Annotated in this window: 14 protein-coding genes and 1 tRNA gene; 2 read left to right on the forward strand and 13 right to left on the reverse strand. The window is 65.3% G+C overall.

The genetic code is table 11. The features are described from left to right. The first annotated feature begins 203 nt into the window (after positions 1 to 203). Positions 204 to 716, forward strand: a complete 513-nt coding sequence (locus tag KMZ29_RS17360) for an invasion associated locus B family protein (protein WP_215624318.1) — start codon at positions 204 to 206, stop codon at positions 714 to 716. Between the two features lie 54 nt (positions 717 to 770). Here KMZ29_RS17360 and KMZ29_RS17365 read toward each other — a convergent pair whose 3' ends face one another. Then, on the reverse strand, positions 771 to 1,499 hold the full coding sequence (locus KMZ29_RS17365) for a spermine/spermidine synthase domain-containing protein (RefSeq protein WP_215620373.1): 729 nt from the start codon (positions 1,497 to 1,499) through the stop codon (positions 771 to 773). Between the two features lie 193 nt (positions 1,500 to 1,692). Between KMZ29_RS17365 and KMZ29_RS17370 the strand changes: the two genes are divergently transcribed. Continuing rightward, positions 1,693 to 1,766 (forward strand) — tRNA-Gln (locus KMZ29_RS17370). 47 nt (positions 1,767 to 1,813) lie between these two features. Here the strand turns inward: KMZ29_RS17370 and KMZ29_RS17375 are convergent. From KMZ29_RS17375 to cobA, 12 genes are all read right to left on the reverse strand, one after another. Continuing rightward, positions 1,814 to 3,622: a hypothetical protein gene (locus tag KMZ29_RS17375; protein WP_215620374.1), complete on the reverse strand. Its 1,809-nt coding sequence runs from the start codon at positions 3,620 to 3,622 to the stop codon at positions 1,814 to 1,816. 694 nt (positions 3,623 to 4,316) lie between these two features. After that, the gene (locus KMZ29_RS17380; RefSeq protein ID WP_215620375.1) at positions 4,317 to 5,183 is read right to left on the reverse strand and encodes a substrate-binding domain-containing protein; all 867 of its coding nucleotides are present in this window, start codon (positions 5,181 to 5,183) and stop codon (positions 4,317 to 4,319) included. A gap of 24 nt (positions 5,184 to 5,207) precedes the next feature. After that, the gene (locus tag KMZ29_RS17385) at positions 5,208 to 6,467 is read right to left on the reverse strand and encodes an MFS transporter (protein WP_215624319.1); all 1,260 of its coding nucleotides are present in this window, start codon (positions 6,465 to 6,467) and stop codon (positions 5,208 to 5,210) included. A gap of 126 nt (positions 6,468 to 6,593) precedes the next feature. After that, a complete protein-coding gene (locus KMZ29_RS17390) occupies positions 6,594 to 7,376 on the reverse strand; it encodes a CbiX/SirB N-terminal domain-containing protein (RefSeq protein WP_215620376.1) in 783 nt (260 codons plus the stop codon). After that, positions 7,373 to 8,938: a cytochrome D1 domain-containing protein gene (locus KMZ29_RS17395; protein ID WP_215620377.1), complete on the reverse strand. Its 1,566-nt coding sequence runs from the start codon at positions 8,936 to 8,938 to the stop codon at positions 7,373 to 7,375. Before KMZ29_RS17395 ends, KMZ29_RS17390 begins: the two co-directional genes overlap by 4 nt. Further along, on the reverse strand, positions 8,916 to 10,124 hold the full coding sequence (gene nirJ / locus KMZ29_RS17400; RefSeq protein ID WP_215620378.1) for a heme d1 biosynthesis radical SAM protein NirJ: 1,209 nt from the start codon (positions 10,122 to 10,124) through the stop codon (positions 8,916 to 8,918). The genes KMZ29_RS17395 and nirJ overlap by 23 nt, the downstream gene beginning before the upstream one ends. 20 nt (positions 10,125 to 10,144) lie before the next feature. Continuing rightward, positions 10,145 to 10,621: a siroheme decarboxylase subunit beta gene (gene ahbB / locus KMZ29_RS17405; RefSeq protein WP_215620379.1), complete on the reverse strand. Its 477-nt coding sequence runs from the start codon at positions 10,619 to 10,621 to the stop codon at positions 10,145 to 10,147. Positions 10,622 to 10,623: 2 nt separating this feature from the next. Continuing rightward, positions 10,624 to 11,076 (reverse strand): Lrp/AsnC family transcriptional regulator, encoded by a 453-nt coding sequence (locus tag KMZ29_RS17410; protein ID WP_215620380.1) that lies wholly within the window; start codon positions 11,074 to 11,076, stop codon positions 10,624 to 10,626. Continuing rightward, entirely contained in the window at positions 11,076 to 12,062 is a 987-nt protein-coding gene (ahbB, locus tag KMZ29_RS17415; protein ID WP_215620381.1) for a siroheme decarboxylase subunit beta, read from the reverse strand. The genes KMZ29_RS17410 and ahbB (KMZ29_RS17415) overlap by 1 nt, the downstream gene beginning before the upstream one ends. Continuing rightward, positions 12,059 to 13,237 (reverse strand): cytochrome D1 domain-containing protein, encoded by a 1,179-nt coding sequence (locus tag KMZ29_RS17420; protein ID WP_215620382.1) that lies wholly within the window; start codon positions 13,235 to 13,237, stop codon positions 12,059 to 12,061. Before KMZ29_RS17420 ends, ahbB (KMZ29_RS17415) begins: the two co-directional genes overlap by 4 nt. Beyond that, positions 13,234 to 13,545 carry a c-type cytochrome gene (locus tag KMZ29_RS17425; RefSeq protein WP_249779720.1) on the reverse strand — a complete coding sequence of 104 codons (312 nt, stop codon included), beginning with the start codon at positions 13,543 to 13,545 and terminating at the stop codon, positions 13,234 to 13,236. Before KMZ29_RS17425 ends, KMZ29_RS17420 begins: the two co-directional genes overlap by 4 nt. Continuing rightward, entirely contained in the window at positions 13,535 to 14,314 is a 780-nt protein-coding gene (gene cobA / locus KMZ29_RS17430) for a uroporphyrinogen-III C-methyltransferase (RefSeq protein ID WP_215620384.1), read from the reverse strand. The genes KMZ29_RS17425 and cobA overlap by 11 nt, the downstream gene beginning before the upstream one ends. Between the last annotated feature and the right edge of the window lie 66 nt (positions 14,315 to 14,380).

The raw sequence follows: 14,380 nt of genomic DNA on the forward strand, positions 1-14,380 counted from the left end.
CAGATGATTCAATTTAGAACGTTCCCAGCTGGCGCCGTCGAGAATGGTCGATGCGGGGCCTCGCCGCCGGGATTCCGGCCGCGGTATCTGCCAGGAAGTCCGCCGGGCGACTTGACTTTGCGCGCCCACCGGCACATCCGGTGGGTATTGCTCACGGAGCCAGTTCAGTGAAGATCTTCACAACGTTTGTTATCCTTCTCGCCATGCTGGCTTTCGGGTCAACCGGCCACGCCCAAGCCTCCAAATCAAAAGCCGCGGCGCAAGCTGCAACACCGGCCGCGCCTCAGACTGAACCCGCGGCAAGTCCCACAGCCGGCTGGGCCGCTCGATGCACCAGCGCCAGCCGCACTGCGCCGCTCGAATGCGCGATGGAGCAGACCGCAGTTCTCAGCAAGACCGGGCAATTGATCGTGCTCGTCAACATCCGCGTGCCCGCCAACACCAAGGCGCCGGTCGCACTGGTACAACTGCCGCTCGGGCTCAACCTGCCCGGCGGCGCCAAAGTCCAGGTCGATGACGGCAAGGTGACCGACCTGCAGATCCAGACTTGCGAGAACAGGGGCTGCTTCGCCGGCTCCTCCATCGCGCCCGAACTGCTGGCCGCGCTCAAATCGGGCAAGCAGCTAAAAGTGTCGTTTCAAAATCTCGCCAAGGAAACCATTACCATTCCGATGCCGCTTGCCGATTTCGCGGCGGCTTACGACAAGATCAAATAGACAGTCCGCCCTCCCGCGTCAGCCGCCGGCGCGCTCAACCGCCGTGCTGGCCTGTCAGGCGGGCGGATCGGCCTTGACCCCGACATAAACGGTGTTGCTGGCGTCGTGATCGCCGAACGAGTTGTCGAAGGTCACGACATGCGCATCGGACGTGGCAAAGACGCTGGCGAGCACCGCGCTGAATGCGGCCTCCGGCGGATCGTTCGACCACAGCGCGAACACGCCGCCGGGATTGAGATGCTCGGCGAGCTTCGCGAGCCCCTCCCGCTCGTACAGCGCGGCGTGGCGCGGATGCAGCAGGTTGCGCGGCGAGTGATCGATGTCCACCAGCACCGCATCGAAGCGGCGGCCCGGCGCACCCGGGTCGAAGCCCTCGGCCGAATGCGACATCGCGAAGAAATCGCCGTTGACGAGACGGCAGCGCGGATCGCCGGTCAGTTGCCTGCCGAGCGGCAGCAGCCCCTGCTCGTGCCACTCGATCACCTCGGCGAGCGCGTCGACCACCAGCAGCGATCGCACGCCCTGGTTCTCGAGCACCGCCTGCGCGGTGTAGCCGAGCCCGAGGCCGCCGACGACGACGTCGAGGCCGGTTCGATCGAGCGCGGCCAATCCCAGCCGCGCGAGTTCAATCTCGGCCACGGTGAACCGGCTCGACATCAGGTACTCGTCGCCGAGCTTGATTTCGTAGATGTCGACAACGGAGGAAGGCAGCCTGCGGCGGCGCAGGCTGAGCACGCCCATCGGGGTCGGGCGGAAATCCAGCTCTTCGAAATAGAGGCTCATGCACCGACTGTCCTGGCTGCGGCGGCCTGCCGCCACGCCGAATGGCCGCGGCGCCGCCCACATCAGCAACAAGCGCATCGCCGCGCGCTTGCCAAGGCCGGGACCTAGCGGGTAGAAGGACGCAACTCTTCGGCCGGTTCTGCCTGATCCGTCGCTGGAACTGTAAGATCGTCTCATAAGTATTTGAAAATATTGGGGAATGGTGTAACGGTAGCACAACAGACTCTGACTCTGTTTGTCTAGGTTCGAATCCTAGTTCCCCAGCCACCGTTCTCAATACCGACCCACATATCCCCTCTCCGGCTCCGATCCGTTCAGATCGCGTTTCTTTGCCCCTTGAGCCTGCTCGCAATATATCCGCCCGCCAGGGCCGTCACGGCCAATGCGGCGAGTCCCCAGGCGCCGTAACCGGGCATGCGCAGATTGAACAGCCACGCGGCCAATCCGACCACGACCAGCAACGGCGTCGCAAACGCCAGCAGTGCATAGACTGACCGGGTGCCGAGCGGCTCGCCGGGGCCCTGATAGACACTCTCGTAATCGTAGGGCCCGCCGGGATCGGGCTGCGTCAGGGTGCGGAAAGAGCCGTCGCGGCGATAGATGATGCGAAACAACGCGTCGATGACGGTTCGATTGTTGAAATAGCCGCCGTGCGAAGCGCCGGGATCCGGAAATCCGAAGTTGGCGACGTGAACATTGTCGACGCGCTGATTGAAATCGACCGCGCCGGCCGGCGAATGCAACGCGCCGCTGATCGCATCGCCCTGATCCCAGAAGTTGATCCAGTGGATGTAGGGATGCCGGTTGCGCGTGAAGGGCGGCGCGCCGATATCGCCGCGAAGCGCCTCGACCACCCGCTTGTATCGATGCGAGGGCGACGAATAGCTCTCGAAGAAATACTCGATCTTGTCGATCGGGCTGCCCATGGTCACGAAGTGCTCGATCTTGTTCATCGGCACCGGACCGGCGATCGGGTCTTCGGGCTTGAAGGCGCGGTTGCGCCGGGTCAGCGCCAGCAGCGCGTCGTGGGCGACGCTGGTTCCGAGGCTGTGGGCGACGACGGTGACCCGCTCGCAGGCGGGATCGCCGAGCACGTGGGCCAGGAGCTCGAGGCTCTGGTCCAGCACCTTGTTGCGGGCCATGTGCTTGATATCGGTTTCCTCATAGGTGGCCCAGGCCTCGACGTCGCCGAGGTAATCGGTAAGGAACCTGCCGATCCCGACCAGCCCCGCCAGTGAAGCGGCGATGGCAACCACGGTCTTCCAGTCGGCCTTCAGCGGCGCACCCAGCTGTGTCAGAACGTCGGCGAGCGGTCGGAACGCCAGCATCGACTGCAGCACGATCAGGACCCCGAACAACGTCGCCCCGGCCAGCAGTACCAGCGCCAGGGCCATGATCGCGAGGATGGCGGCATTGCGCAGCTCCTCGGAGCGGTAGGCCGCGTACCAGGCCCGCGCCAGCGCCTCGAGCCGCCTGGCGGTGTCCGGCTTCGACTTCGCCTCCTCGGCGATGAAGGAAAGAAACTCGTCGAAGCTGCCCTCGGGGAAATGGCGCTGCGCCTCGAGGCCTTCGAAATCGTCATAGAGGCTGATCAGGCGCGCGTAGTCGCGCTCTTCGATCTCCACGGGGGGCTGCGCGTGCTTGCGCTCGAACAGGGCGGCAAGGCTGGCCCGCCGCAGGCGTTGCCGCTCCCGCCACGGCGACCGCAGCGTGCGCCACGGCCGCAACGGCTGCTTGAACAGCCACTTCGTCACGCCCCACGGCGACTTGTTGCCGGCCATGATCGGGGCCCAATAGACTTCGTAGAACCGTACCGAAATCGCCTCTCGAACCTGCGGCCCCGTTGCGAAGACCGTGCGGATATAGCCGACGATGTCGCTGGATGCCTGGGCGGACCGAAGCGGCTCGACGCGCACCCTGATGTTTCGCAGCATCCCGAGCGAATTGCCGGCGCGATGCTGGCCGACCAGGTATCGATCGAGACAATCGATCAGCCGACTGGTCTCCTCATAGCGGCGCTGGCTGCCCATGCCATGAAAGTAGACCACGCTGGAATAGCTGGCGCGATCGGCGCCGCCGGCTTCGTCCTTTGGCCGCTCCGCGTTATCGAGATCGCTTGCCATCTCCTCCCCCTCTATCAGAGGGTGTATGATAGCTCATCCGCACCATAACCCGCCAGCCCGGTGAGGTCATCAAAGAGATCATCAAACGCAGCTTCGCGTCCCCGCGGCGCGATGCGCCCGAAGCTTTGCAGATCGTTCGGCCCCCATAGAATTCAGAGGGCGCAGGGAAGACCGGGTGCGCGCTGCACCCGCGGTCTCGCGTGCAAAAATGCAAAAATATGCGCACACGAGCATACAGGTTCAGCGGAGACACTCCGGCCTTCCCTGCGCAATGGCTTTACGGCTTATAACGTGCCCGCCCCGGCGATCAGGATTTGCTTGTCACCGTCGCCCCGCGGATTGACGGCTGGCCCGACGCCCGGTTGGGCCGGCTTCGCCTCCGCGGGACTTGACGCCAACCCAGAGGCTGTCAGGCCCACACGACTTCACCGTACGAAGCAGCGCCGTCGTCAGCGCGCCGTCCGGTCGCTCACAGGCCCCTGAGAGCCCACCCTGCAACCACCTGCCCGCCTGAAGCTGCCGCGTCCACCGCATCCCGCCCCAACGTTGGTAACGATGGCCGACGCCCCTCTGAGTGGGACGGGATGACGGAATCAATAAGGGTGTTTCTACCAAATCGCGAAGCGGAATATTTTTGCAACGTGGGCTGGACAGCCGGGTGAACAGCCAACGAACTGATTTGCCCGTCGGGTAGTCAGCCCATGGCCCGGAGCGTCCGCGTCAGATCGTCGAACAACTCGTCCACCGCAAAGGCGCGGGGAATCAACCGCTGCTGCGCGGCGTAGCGAATAATCATCTCCAGCGAGCGGCGCATCTCGTCATCGCTGAACCGCGGCACCGAGGCTGCCGGTGCGCGCGCGGCGCTTTCGCGCAGCAGGCGGAACACTTCCCGCACCACGTCGGGATGATGGTCGACGAGGTCTTGGCTGACCACCACCATGTGGTTGATCGGCAGCACGCCGTACTTGGCGAACCAGGATTTTTCTTCCGCGGCGACGTCCGGAAACAGCGGTTTCAGCCCGGGCCCATCCACCTTCTCGCCGAGCACGGCGTCGAGCTCGCCGTCGAGCAGCATCTGGATGATCTGCTTGCCCGCGGGCGCGCGCTCGGTGGTGTCGACGTATTCGGCAACATGCGCGCCCTCGAACGTCACCCAGTTGATAGCATCGAGGTTGACGCCGTATTCATTGGCGAGGATGCCGCGCAGCCACGCCCCTGTCGTGGTGGTGAAGGAGCGGATGCCGACGCGCCTGCCCTCGAGATCGCGCGGCTTCAGGTTGCCGAGACCGGCCCGGTACACCGCATGCGCATATTGAAACCGCGCCACCACCACGTGCGGCAGCAGCACCATCGGCTTGCCGAAGCTCTTCGCCATCAGCCAGGTGACGATGGCCATCTCCGAGACATCGAAGGCCTGCTCGCGCACCATCGGCTTGAAGCCTTTGTTGACGGGCGAATACTCCGCGAAATCGAATGCAATGAGATCGGACCTGAGCGATCCATCCTTCAGCGCCAAGGTGCCGGGATGATCGCCGAGCAGGGCACGCAGGCGTAGGGTCATTTCAGTCGGGCTCCGGTTTGGCGCTCACTTCGCATTCGCCGGCGCGTGCAGGTGCCACAGATCGGCGCGCCAGTGCAGCACGATCGCCAGCATCAGCGCGATGCCGGCGGCGGCGTAGAGCGAGGCGGTCGCGGCAAATCCGATATCGCCGATCAGGCTGCCGGCGGCCAGAAGGCCCAGCGGCAGGCTGTAGATCGCCAGCATGCGCACGCCCATCACCCGGCCGCGGAAGTGCTCGCTCGCGGTGCGCATCAGGATCACGGCGACCGAGATCATGGCAAGGCTCTGCATGAAGCCGGCCAGCGCCAGACACGCAATCGCGGCATGGATGGTCTGCATTTGCGCAAAAACCAGCAGGGTCGCGTACCACGCCATGGTGGCGCCGATCATCAGCCGCGCCACCCGGATGCCGCCGATCAGGCTCAATGCAATGGACCCGACCAGCGAGCCGAGCGCGAAGCTCGCCGCCATATAGCCAAGCCCGGTCTGGTCGGTGCCGTAGATATCTCGCGCGACATAGGGCAGCAGTCCGTTCGACAGCGGATAGGCGGTGAGATTGGCGAGGAACGCGACCCAGATCACCGCGCGCATCCGCGGCGTGGTCCAGACATAGGCGACGCCCTCCTTGAGGTCGCGCAGGGGCGAGCGCGGCAGCGCGCCATCAGCCGCTTCACCGACCGGATGCGGCTTCGAAGGCGCCACCACGCAGAGGGTCAGCAGGGTCGAGGCGATATAAAGAGTCACGATCGCGACATAGGCGGGCCCCATGCCGAGGGCCGCGAACAATCCGGCGCCGCTCAGCGCGCCCGCGAACTTCGCGGTGTCCATCGTGGTCCTGGAAATGCTGATCGCGCCGATCAACTGATCGTGCGGCATGATGGTGGCGACCAGCGCGCCGCGCACGCCGAGGTCCGACGGCCGGACCAGGCCCATGACCGCGACGATGATGAGGACATAGAGCGGACTGAGATGGCCTGATAGCGCCAGCGCCATCAGCGTGGCCGCCAGCACCGCATAGGTCGCGCGCATCATGGCGAGCAGGTCGCGGTGGCCGATGCGGTCGCCGACCACGCCGAACATCGGCGCAATCAGCGTGCCGACGAAATTGAGCGAAGCAAACACCGTCAAGAGCAGCACCGATCCGGTCTCGACCAGCACGTACCAGCCGAGAATCAGCGTCTCCATCTCGAACGCCCACGAGGTGAGCAGATCGGCGGGCCATTGAAAACGGTAGTTCCTGATGCGGAAGGGTGCGAGCGCGGAAGGCCGCGCGAGCCCGCTCAAATCCCGATGCCGCGGTTCATCGCGTTCCACCCTGCCCTGTTTCTTGTTAGCCCAGCCAACCGATTTCCCTGCGGTGAAAATTGCTGCCTGGAGGTTGGACACAGCGTAGCGTTGATCTTGTTCGTGTCAATCACGCCCGGCGGCATGGCGCCATTCCGCAGTTGCGATGGGCGTCCGGCGCAGCGCCTCGGCAACCGCCCGGGCGACGAGATTTTCGATTCCCGAAACGTTGCCGATCACGCCGGCATAGACCACGTCATTGCGGTTCAGTTCCGCGATCAGCCTCGGCGCGTCGCTGGCGCCGTGCATGCCCTCGCCGGAAAACATGCCGACCACGACGGCAGGTCCCTGCACCCGCGCCATCGCCTGCTCCAGGAACGGCCGTTCCTCCAGCAAGGCGATGCCGACGCTGCGGAACGCTGCACGACCTTCGATCGCGCGCACCACCTGTTCGGTGGCTTCGCGCGAGGCCGAATTACGCCGCGAGCCATGGGCGAGCAGGATGACGCTGGTGGTTTCCGGCGCAAAGCTGTTCTCGCGCGCGACTTCGCTGGCGCGACCCAGCACCAGATCCGGCAGGCCGGAATCGAGGCCGAGCGGCGGCAGCACCTCGACATTGCGGCTCTCGCTGTTGGCCTCGTCGAGCAATTGCACCAGCCGGTCGCGGGTAAAGTAGCCGCTCGAGGCGAACAACGGATAGACGATCACCCTGGGCGCGGTCAGCGCGGCGAACGCCTCGCCGATATCAGGCGTGCCGTTGATGAAGCCGACGCCGACTTCCGCAACGAGCCCTTGGGCGGAAACGGCCTGCGCGATGTCCTTGACGCCGTCGTTGGTCGCTCCCTCGCTTCGTTCGCCATGGGCCGCGATCAGCAATGCAACGCGAGCGGTTTCGTCATCCGCGCTCAATGACTGGTCCCGTCGGAGAAATTGATCTTGTTCCATACATTATACTTACCTGACGGCCGCGACATCGGAATGCGCTTGATCTCGGCGAAGCTAGCGGCGTCGTAGATCACCAAGGCGCCGTCGTTCTCCCAGATCGATACCAGCGCGTGACGCCCGTACCTGTCGAACTCGACATGGGCGGCGGTTTTGTTCGGCGCGGGAGTCACGGTGCGGATGATCTCGAGGCTGCGCTTGTCGATGATCGACATCGTATCCTTCTTCGGCCCCATCATGGCATCGGTCCAGGCATAGGGCGAATTTTCGTGGCTACGCATGAAAAAGCCCGGCCCCGGTGTTTCGATCGCCTTGATCAGCGACCAGTCCTGCATGTCCAGCACGCTGATCTTGCCTTCCTTCAGATGCGGGGTCGCCATCACAGGCCGCCCGTTCCAGGTCCAGGAAATTCCGGAGCCGAGGTGCGGCAGGCCGGGCAAGGTAAGCTGCTTGATGTCGCGGCCGACGGTGAGATTGACGACGATCGCCTTGCCCTCCCGGGCCGAGCCGACCAGATTGCGGTAGGGCGGATCGAAGAAGAAGTCGTCGAGCGGTTCGGGGATTTCAATCCGGCGCAGCGCGAACAGCCCCTGCGACGACTGCAAGGCCTCGACCATGCCCTTCTCGTGCGAATGCACCAGCCCCGGATAGACCGGCGGGGCATTCGGATCGGTGGCGATCTCCCAGATTTCGGGCACGTCCTTCAGCGCCGCGATGAAGCTGTCGCGCGGCGGCGCCTGGTACACCGCCGATACCCGCGACGAATTTCCCTTCTTGTCCCTGGCTTCGAAAATCTTCTCGACCGACAGGTCCGCGGTGGACAGCATCACGAGCGTATACGGCAGGTAATTGGCGACGGCGATATGCTTGCCGTCGCGCGAAATCGCGATGTTGCGCGAATTGATGCCGGCGCGCACCTCGGACAGCATGGTCAGGGTCCAGAGATCGTATTTGCTGACCCAGCCGTCGCGCGACATGAAGAAGACATAGCGGCCATCGGGCGTGAACTTCGGGCCGCCATGCAACGCAAAGCGGGTCGGAAACCGCGCCAGCGGCTCGAAGCGATCGCCGTCTAGGATGGTGGCGTGGTGGTCGCCGGTTTCGACCACGACGAACAGGTTCAGCGGATCGGCAGCAAAGCGCGGGCGGTCGAGCGCGGGTGCGGTGGCGTGGATGACGCGGCTCGCGGCAATCTCCACAGCTCCCCACGCAGGCATCTTCGGCAGCGGCGTCGCAATGAAGGCCGCCAGTGCCGCGATCGCGTCCTTGTCGAGTGTCGCGCTGAAGCCCGGCATTTGCGTCGCGGTCCGGCCATCGGCGATGACAGCAGCCGCCCGCGGTCCCATCAGGCGCCCGAGATTTTCCGGCAGCAGCGCGGGCCCCTGCCCGCCGAGCCGGTCCGCGCCATGACACGCCGCGCAGTGGCCGGCGAACAGTTTTGCGGCGTCCGGCTCCGCCACGGCCGGGACGGTCAGGCCGATGACAGCCAGCAGCACGCCGGCGAGCTCAGAGCGAAAGCGGCGCTTCATGGCGTGCTCCGCGGTAGGCGCTGACCGTGACGCGCTCGACCGGCGCAGCGAGGCCGATCTCGGTATCGGTCAGGTAGCAGCCGGGATCTTCGGCCCAGGGATCGCCGGTGATGCGCATCGCCCGCACCCTGGTGTTGCCGTTGCAGACGTCGAAGAACGCGCACTGGCCGCAGCGTCCGCCGATCACGCGCGGCTTCCGCTTCAATCCGGCCATGATCGGATCGGACAGGTCGGTCCAGATCGCCGAGAACGGCCGCGCCTTGACGTTGCCGAGGGTGTAGTGCCACCACATCGTATCCGGATGCACATTGCCGAGATTATCGATATTGGCGACGTTGACGCCGGACGAGTTGCCGCCCCACTGCCTGAGCCGCGTGCGCAAGCCCTCCACGGCGTGCGGCATGGTGCGCTCCGCCCAACGCAAGAGATAGACCGCATCGGCGTCGTTGTTGCCGGTAACGATTTCCATGTCGCTGCCGCTTTGCGCCCAGCGCCAGGCGCGGTCGATCACCATGTCCATGGTGTCGCGCGTGGTCTGCCACACCGCGTCATCGCCGCGGTTCTTGTTGCCGCGTCCGGCATACACCAGATGCGACAGATAGAATTTGTGAAATCCCTCGCGCTCGACCAGATCGAGCATGTCAGGCAGTTCGGCGGCGTTGTCTTCCGTCATGGTGAAGCGCACGCCGACCTTGATGCCGCGGTCGCGCAAGAGCCGCAACCCGCCCAGCGCTTCGTCATAGGCGCCGATCTTGCGGCGGAAGCGGTCATGGGTGTCGCCGATGCCGTCGAGCGAAATCCCGACATAGTCGTAGCCGACATCGCGGATGCGGTCGGCGAGCGCAGCATCGACCAGCGTGCCGTTGCTGGAAAGCCCGACATAGAACTTCATGGCCTTGGCGCGCTCGGAGATCTCGAAGATGTCGCGCCGCATCAGGGGTTCGCCGCCGGACAGGATCAGCACCGGCACGCGAAACGCCCTGAGGTCGTCCATCACGGAGAACACCTCCGGCGTCGACAGTTCGCCGGGGAAATCGACATCGCCCGAAATCGAGTAGCAGTGCTTGCAGGTCAGGTTGCAGCGCCGGATCAGATTCCAGATCACCACCGGTCCCGGCGGCTGCCGCGCCGGGCCGAGCGGCGTCGGCTCGCGCAATTCGTGCAGATAATGGCTGAGGCGAAACATTTGCGCCGCTCCCTGGGGCTTCACGCAGCGATGCGCAAGCCGGTCTTCTTCAAAATCCGGGTGGAAAACAGGACGTCATGTGCGCGGGCGGCGGGACCGATCAATCGCGCAATGCGCTCGACCTTGGCCCTGACCTCGTCGCGGGTATGGCCGTGCACCATGGCGAAGAGATTGTAGGGCCACAGCGGCAGATGCCGCGGCCGCTCATAGCAATGCGTGACCTCGTCGAGCGCGCCGATCTTGGCGCCGATCCCGGCAACGGCATCGTCGGCGACGTCCCACACCGACATGCCGTTGGCGGTGAAGCCGAGCGCGTAGTGGTTAGGGATCGCGCCGATCCGGCGGATGGCGCCCTCGCCGAGCAGCCGCTTCAGGCGGGCGATGATGTCGGCCTCCTCGAGGCCGAGTTTTTCGGCGATCGCCCGATAGGGCTCGCATACCAGTGGAAGCCCGGCCTGGGTAGCGGCAACGATCCTGCGATCGACGGCGTCGAGCATCTTCATACCTCCACCCGGAAACCGACGAAGAACTCGTGCATCTTCGGCATGGCGTGCACGCCAAGCCCGGTTTCCGCTTCAATTTCCGCGATCACCTCTGCGATGCGGCGCGGGTCTTCCGCCGAGACGACGAACCACATGTTGAGCGCATGGGTACGCTCGTAATTGTGCGCAATTTCGGGATGGGCATTGACCTGCTCCGCCACCTCGTCGAACCGCTCCGGCGGCACCGCGATGGCCGCAAGACAAACATCGCCGCCGAGCAGTTCCGCGTTCCACAGCGGGCCGAAGCGGCTCAACCGCCCCGCCCCGACGAGATCGCGGACGCCTTCGATGAGTTCGCCCTCGCTCAGTCCGAGCTCTAAGCCGGCGTCGCGAAACGGCCGCGGCGTCAGCGGAAACCCGCCCTGCAGGCCGTTGATGATGGCTCTTGATGTGGGATCGATGACCGGCATCAGTTCAACCCTCTGGCTTCCGAGAACACCGCACCGCGCTGCTTGAAGCAGCGCGTCGAGAACAGCACCGCCTGCCTGTTCAAGCCGGTATCGGCCAGCAGATTGATCTCGTCGATGACGGCGTAAGCGTCCTGGCGCGCCCGCGCGTGGATCATGCAGAAGATGTTGTAGGGCCACAGCGGCAGATGGCGCGGCCGGCGGTAGCACAGCGTGACGTTCGGATTTCGGGTGAAACTCTCCGCGACCGAATCGACCATGTCGTCCGGCACGTCCCACACCGCCATGGCGTTGGAGTTGTAGCCGAACTTGTCATGCCGCACGACGCAGCCGAAACGGGTCACGATGCCGGCGCTGGTGAGATGATCGAGCCGGTCGATGATTTCGTCCTGGTCGAGATCGAGTTGCTCGGCCACCGCCCGGTAAGGCTGCTCGACCAGCGGCAGGCCGTCCTCGATCGCCGCCAGGATGCTGCGGTCGCGCGGATCGGGACGATAGTCGCCGCGCGGACCGGCCGGCTCGCGCTTTGCGGCGCGCGCGGCGCGAAGCGGAAAGCCGAGACCGAGATGGTAGGCGCTGAGCATCGGCAGGTCGATCGCCTTAAGCCCGGTCTGCCGTTTGATGCTCTCGATGGTCGCGGCGATCGCCCTGGCATCGGCGCCGGCAATCACGAACCACAGATTGAGCGCGTGAGTGCGCTCATAATTATGGGTGACCAGCGGCTCGCGGCTGACGATCGCCGCCACCTCCTCCAGCCGCTCGGGCGGAACCTGCAGCGCCGCCAGCGTGCTGGCGCCGACGGTGTTCGGCCGCACCACCGCGCCGATGCGCGAGATCACCCCGATCTCGTGCAGGCGGCGAAAGACGCGAATGGTTTCGCGTCCATTGAGCGCCGCGGAGCGGCCGACGACCTCGAAGGGTTTGTCGACCAGCGGGAAATTGTGCTGCCAGCGGTCGACCAGTGTCAGTTCGGCTGGGTTCGGGCTCATTGTCCAATCCTCGTTGCACGTGCGGTGAAGAAAATGCCGGATGGTTTCTGCGCGGAGATCTGTCCCTTCCTGGCGAAGGTCGCGGCGTCGTAGACGTCGACGCGGTCGGCGTCGCGCAGCGAGACCCATACCTCGTTGCCGCGCGGGGTGAATTCCATGTGCAGCACCGCCGGTCCCGGCGCGAAGCGGTGGATCACCTTCAGCGTCAGGGTATCGACGATGTCGATGGTGTCGTTGAGCGGATGGGCGAAATTGACCCAGACATGGCGGCCATCGGGACGCGCCACCGCAAACACCGGCTGGCCATGCGTGGCGACACGGCCGGCCTCGGCGAAGCTGCGGGTGTCCACCGCGATCAGTTCATGGCGGCCGACCGCGGGCAGCAACAGCCGGTCGCCGATCGCCGCCCAGCCTTCGAGATGCGGCATCTTGTAGACCGGCAACGGCTCCTCGCCATGGCCGTAGCGGTCGAGGATGCGCTCGGCCCTCAGCGGCGATTGCCACATGTCGACATGCACGACGCCGTCCTCGCCGAACAGGCCGGCCAGATAATGCCGGCCGTCCGGCGTGACGTTGCCGTCATAGGGCAGCTTGCCGACCCCGGTCAGCCGGGTGATCGCCGGCGTCTCAACCTTTGAAAGGTCAGCAATCCAGATTTCGCCGGCGTTGTAGAGCGCAAAGGCGAAACGACGCCCCGGCAGATCGACGAGGCCGACCGTCTTCGAGGCCTTGCCGTCGGCGCCGGTGGCGGGAATATCCGCAACCTGCGCCAGCGTCCTGGCGTCGAACACCCGCACCCCGCCCGGCTCGTAGTTGGAGACCGCAATCAACTCGCCGTCGTCGGAAATGGCGCCGCCGATCGAATTGCCGGCCTGGACCACGCGCCCGGCGATCTTCGCCGTCAGCAGGTCGATCCTGGTCAGCCCGCCGTCGCGTCCGAACACATAGCCGTAACGCTGATCCGGCGAGAACACGACCGAGGCATGCGAGAGATCGCCGACGCCCTGGACGCGGCCGAGCGTCTCGCGCGCGCTGGTATCGACGATCAGCACCGAACCTGTCGCGCGCTCGATCACGAGGCCGAGGTTGCCGGTGCCGCGCAGTGCTTCGGCAAGCCCGGTAGCCGGGACCGCCAGCAACAACAGCGCAGCAAATATGCGCGCAGCGAACATCATGGCAGATTTCCCTGCTTGAGCCGGTCGGCGATCCAGCGGGCGTCGAGCTCGGAGAGCAGCGGCCGCCATGGCGGCATCGGCGTGCCCGGAATGCCATCGAGAATGATGTGGACGAGCTGGTCGCGGTCCCAGGGCCCGAGCTGCTCGACGGTCAGGGGCTTGCCTAGGCCGCCCTTCAAGGTCAGCCCATGGCATGAACCGCAGTCCTGCCGCACCAGGTTCGCCAGTCTGGCCGGATCGGGCGCCGTCTCTGCGGCCGAGGCCGCCGCCATCGTCGCGATCAGCGCCAACGCCGCGTTAGGCCACAACCGAGATCGCGCCGGAGTCCGTTGCATCGTCGTGCTCATTGCGCTGCATGGCGATCGCTGCGACCCGACCGATGATGAACAGGACGGGGCCCGCAAAGCCAGCCTCCTTGGCCGCCGCGGGAAGTGCTGCGAGCCAAGTGCATACTCGCTGCTCCCCGGGGGTCGTACCTTGACACACCGCAAGGACCGGGGTGTCCGGCGGCAAGCCGTTGGCGATCAGGTTCCCTGCGATTTCCTCGATGTTGGCGAGCCCCATGTAAACGACGAGCGTGGTTTCGGGATCCGCCAGCGTCGTCCAGTCCAGATCCAGGGGCTCGTTCGCCTTGCGATGTCCGGTGACGTAGTGGACGCCGGTCGCAAGTCCGCGATGGGTCAGCGGAACTCGCAGCGATGCGGCGCAGCCCTGCGCCGCGGTGATGCCGGGGATGACCTCATAGGGAATGCCGGCGCGCTCGAGTTCGGTTGCTTCCTCGGAGCCGCGACCGAAAATGAAGGGGTCGCCGCCCTTCAGCCGCACCACGGTCCGGCCGGCCCGGCCGAGCCGCACCAGCATTTCGTTGATTTCTTCCTGCGGCACCGGATGGAAGCTGGCCTGCTTGCCGACATTGATCCGGGCCGCGCCGTCCCCGATGGTGGCGAGAATGCTGTCGGGCACCAGCCGATCGTAGACGACAACCTCCGCCTCCTTGATGATCCGCGCCGCCTTCAAGGTCAGCAGTTCCGGATCGCCGGGACCCGCCCCGACCAGGTAGACTTTTCCAACGCTCATAGCGCGCTCCGCCCGGTTGGCCTCTGCAATTCGGATCTTTGCATCGAGTCGGCGCGGCAGGCTCGT

Origin of the sequence: Bradyrhizobium sediminis (assembly GCF_018736085.1) — a bacterium.
Lineage (GTDB): Bacteria > Pseudomonadota > Alphaproteobacteria > Rhizobiales > Xanthobacteraceae > Bradyrhizobium > Bradyrhizobium sediminis.

What these genes read in the sequence shown, in the direction of transcription:
- KMZ29_RS17360 (WP_215624318.1), top strand. Translation starts at nt 204, where the DNA reads ATGCTGGCTTTCGGGTCAACCGGCCACGCCCAAGCCTCCAAATCAAAA.
- KMZ29_RS17365 (WP_215620373.1), bottom strand. Translation starts at nt 1,499, where the DNA reads ATGAGCCTCTATTTCGAAGAGCTGGATTTCCGCCCGACCCCGATGGGC.
- KMZ29_RS17375 (WP_215620374.1), bottom strand. Translation starts at nt 3,622, where the DNA reads ATGGCAAGCGATCTCGATAACGCGGAGCGGCCAAAGGACGAAGCCGGC.
- KMZ29_RS17410 (WP_215620380.1), bottom strand. Translation starts at nt 11,076, where the DNA reads ATGCCGGTCATCGATCCCACATCAAGAGCCATCATCAACGGCCTGCAG.
- KMZ29_RS17420 (WP_215620382.1), bottom strand. Translation starts at nt 13,237, where the DNA reads ATGATGTTCGCTGCGCGCATATTTGCTGCGCTGTTGTTGCTGGCGGTC.
- ahbB (WP_215620381.1), bottom strand. Translation starts at nt 12,062, where the DNA reads ATGAGCCCGAACCCAGCCGAACTGACACTGGTCGACCGCTGGCAGCAC.
- ahbB (WP_215620379.1), bottom strand. Translation starts at nt 10,621, where the DNA reads ATGCTCGACGCCGTCGATCGCAGGATCGTTGCCGCTACCCAGGCCGGG.
- KMZ29_RS17380 (WP_215620375.1), bottom strand. Translation starts at nt 5,183, where the DNA reads ATGACCCTACGCCTGCGTGCCCTGCTCGGCGATCATCCCGGCACCTTG.
- nirJ (WP_215620378.1), bottom strand. Translation starts at nt 10,124, where the DNA reads ATGTTTCGCCTCAGCCATTATCTGCACGAATTGCGCGAGCCGACGCCG.
- KMZ29_RS17395 (WP_215620377.1), bottom strand. Translation starts at nt 8,938, where the DNA reads ATGAAGCGCCGCTTTCGCTCTGAGCTCGCCGGCGTGCTGCTGGCTGTC.
- cobA (WP_215620384.1), bottom strand. Translation starts at nt 14,314, where the DNA reads ATGAGCGTTGGAAAAGTCTACCTGGTCGGGGCGGGTCCCGGCGATCCG.